4 protein-coding genes are annotated in these 2,647 nt (G+C 33.7%); 1 reads left to right on the top strand and 3 read right to left on the bottom strand.

The features are described 5' to 3' along the window. The 3 genes from ACIQ2S_RS12815 to ACIQ2S_RS12805 all read right to left on the bottom strand — a co-directional run. Nucleotides 1–287: DUF5687 family protein (locus ACIQ2S_RS12815; RefSeq protein ID WP_396176610.1), on the bottom strand; the 287-nt coding region annotated here is incomplete at its 3' end. Nucleotides 288–342: 55 nt separating this feature from the next. Continuing rightward, nucleotides 343–1,050: a hypothetical protein gene (locus ACIQ2S_RS12810; protein WP_396176608.1), complete on the bottom strand. Its 708-nt coding sequence runs from the start codon at nucleotides 1,048–1,050 to the stop codon at nucleotides 343–345. Between the two features lie 5 nt (nucleotides 1,051–1,055). Then, nucleotides 1,056–1,391 carry a PadR family transcriptional regulator gene (locus tag ACIQ2S_RS12805; protein ID WP_396176606.1) on the bottom strand — a complete coding sequence of 112 codons (336 nt, stop codon included), beginning with the start codon at nucleotides 1,389–1,391 and terminating at the stop codon, nucleotides 1,056–1,058. A gap of 126 nt (nucleotides 1,392–1,517) precedes the next feature. Here ACIQ2S_RS12805 and ACIQ2S_RS12800 point away from each other — a divergent pair, with 126 nt between their 5' ends. Then, nucleotides 1,518–2,570 (top strand): 2Fe-2S iron-sulfur cluster-binding protein, encoded by a 1,053-nt coding sequence (locus ACIQ2S_RS12800; protein ID WP_396176604.1) that lies wholly within the window; start codon nucleotides 1,518–1,520, stop codon nucleotides 2,568–2,570. Nucleotides 2,571–2,647 lie beyond the last annotated feature (77 nt).

Raw genomic sequence — 2,647 nt, 5'->3', positions numbered from 1 at the left:
TTGATATACAACAACGGTTTGATATTCATAACCGGAGTTTTTTGTAAGAAAAAGCGAAATACTATATCAAAAACAAAATAATAAATAAGGAATCGATTGATAACTGCAAAAGGTTCAGTTTTCATCACATCTTCAATGATAAAATAGGAACCTGCTCCTAAAATCGAAAAAACCACTATAAAATACAGAGCTCCAAAAAGCATCAAAATTTTTATTGCCAAATTGGTTTGAAAAGAAGCCGATCTAATAAATGATTTCCATTCGAGTGAGAGAAATTGTTTGATCATAGGAGTTGCTTTTAATGTTTTAATTAGTAATCAACTAGCTATTTTTGTTACAGATTTATTCTACAAATGCATATTCAGGATAAGTACGCTCTAAATAGTGTTTTGCTTTGGAAGGAATTATTTTAATCATGATGTAAAAAAACAAGGTCAGTACAACAAAAAGTATGGAAAAAAATAATTGTGATTGCCAACTTTCCAATCCGTATGACCCAAATTTTGAAACATGAAAGAAAAGCTGAAACATCACCGGAAAAGCAGTTCCCAAACCAAATTGGTAAATAATTTCTTCCATGAGCCAACGTTTTCTACTTTCTTTTTTATGTTTTTTCAATAATCGATAGGTTTTAAACTGCCACAATCCAAAAGCCACTACAAAGAATAAAATCAAAGCATAAATAATGAATTCTTGATAAGGGAAAAAGTGCAGTAATTGAAACACTATACCTATAATTCCTATTGTCAATAGGATTTTGGGAAGTTTGAAAAATGAGACGAAATGTGTCCAAACGAACTTGAAATATCTTTTTTGCATGGCGTTTTGTCTCTTTTCAACCACGTCACCAAACCCAAAAACTCCAAACTTCTTAAATTCCTTTTGTAAGGCTTCTTCAAAAGATAATTTAGGATTTTCTTTCCATTGTTCTTCAATTGCATTGGAAAGATGATCCACCAATTCGGTTTGTAAGTCATAATGTTCTACAAAATGTTCGCGAGTGAAACGGTAGAGGCGTTCTATCTGTTCTCGGTTTACTTTTGGTCCCATAACAATTAATAACTCAATTTAGGATTCACAATGTTCTGCATATTCTTGATAAATTCTTCCAGTTCCGCCAATCGGTTCACGGTTTCTTTGGTGCCTTTTTCGGTGAGTTTGTAGTATTTACGTAAGCGGTTGTCCACTTTTTCTACTTCCACTTCCAGCAAACCTTCAGCTTCTAATTTGTGTAATGCGGGATACAAAGCTCCTTCGGTAATGTTTAATTCACCCAACGTGATGGCTTTTACTTTTTGTGTAATTTCATACCCATACATTCGGCCATTTTCTTCCAAAAGCTTCATTATAATGGTGTTAAGACTTCCTTTGTACAACGATGAGTTTTTCATTTGATGCAAATTTGAAAAACAAATATACATAACTGTCTTATACAATGGAAACTTAGGTATAAAATTTTGATTTTTTTACAATTTGTAAAACTGTGGGTTTATTACCTTTGTAAAAAATTACAATCCATGTCATCATTCTATAAACTTGCTATAAAAGAAATTACTAAAGAAACTGCTTCCGCCGTTTCCATTGTATTTTCTGTCCCCGAAGAGTTACAAGCAAACTATCAATTTATTGCCGGACAATACATCAATTTAAAACTGACTTTAGACGGCACTGACATTCGCCGAGCCTATTCCATTTGTTCCACTCCGGAAAGTGGCGAGTTACGAATAGCCGTAAAAGCAATCAAAAACGGCTATTTTTCAAAGTTTGCCAACGAACAATTAACTGTTGGGAAAGTGATTGAAGTGGGCACTCCCGAAGGAAAATTTACTTTTGAACCGGATATATCCCGACAAAAAAATTATGCTGCTTTTGTTGCCGGCAGTGGAATTACACCGGTTATGTCTATTTTGCAAACGGTTTTAGAAAAAGAGCCAAACAGTACTTTTGTATTGGTTTACGGAAATAAAACAGCCGATGAAACGATTTTTTATAAACAATTGCACAATTTACAATTAAAATATGTGGGTCGATTTTTTGTACATTATGTGTTTAGCCAACAAAAAGCCGAGGATCAATTGTTTGGAAGAATTGTAAAATCGACAGTAAATTTTGTATTGAAAAACAAACACAAAGAGAAAGAGTTTGACAAGTTCTATTTATGTGGTCCGGAAGAAATGATCAATACTGTAAGCCACGTTTTAAAGGAAAATAACGTTAAAGAAAAAGATATCAAATTCGAGTTGTTCTCGGCTTCTATTGCTGAAAACACTATTAGCAAATCGTTAGAAGGTCATACTAAAATCACCATTTTGTTAGACGGTGATGAAACTTCCTTTGAGATGTCGCAAAAACAAAACGTGTTAGAAGCTGCGTTAAAACAAGGTTTAGATGCTCCTTATTCTTGTCAAGGAGGTATTTGCAGCAGTTGTTTGGCACGAATTACTACCGGTTCTGCTGAGATGAAAAAGAACACGATATTAACTGATAAAGAAATTGCTGACGGATTAATTTTAACTTGTCAAGCTCATCCAACCTCTAGTGAGATAGTTGTGGATTATGATGATGTTTAAATAATTGCGAGTTGAAGGTTGCGGGTTAGGGGTTGAAAGTTGTCTGATGAAGTTGATTTTTGCCATTGTTATTGCTA

The sequence above is a fragment of the Flavobacterium sp. genome (assembly GCF_044371705.1).
In the GTDB taxonomy this organism is placed as follows: Bacteria; Bacteroidota; Bacteroidia; order Flavobacteriales; family Flavobacteriaceae; genus Flavobacterium.
Note: the sequence above shows the minus strand (reverse complement) of the source record. Positions and strands in the feature narration are given on the sequence as shown.

Coding starts and splice junctions, on each gene's coding strand:
- ACIQ2S_RS12810 (WP_396176608.1), bottom strand. CDS start 1,050: ATGGGACCAAAAGTAAACCGAGAACAGATAGAACGCCTCTACCGTTTC.
- ACIQ2S_RS12805 (WP_396176606.1), bottom strand. CDS start 1,391: ATGAAAAACTCATCGTTGTACAAAGGAAGTCTTAACACCATTATAATG.
- ACIQ2S_RS12800 (WP_396176604.1), top strand. CDS start 1,518: ATGTCATCATTCTATAAACTTGCTATAAAAGAAATTACTAAAGAAACT.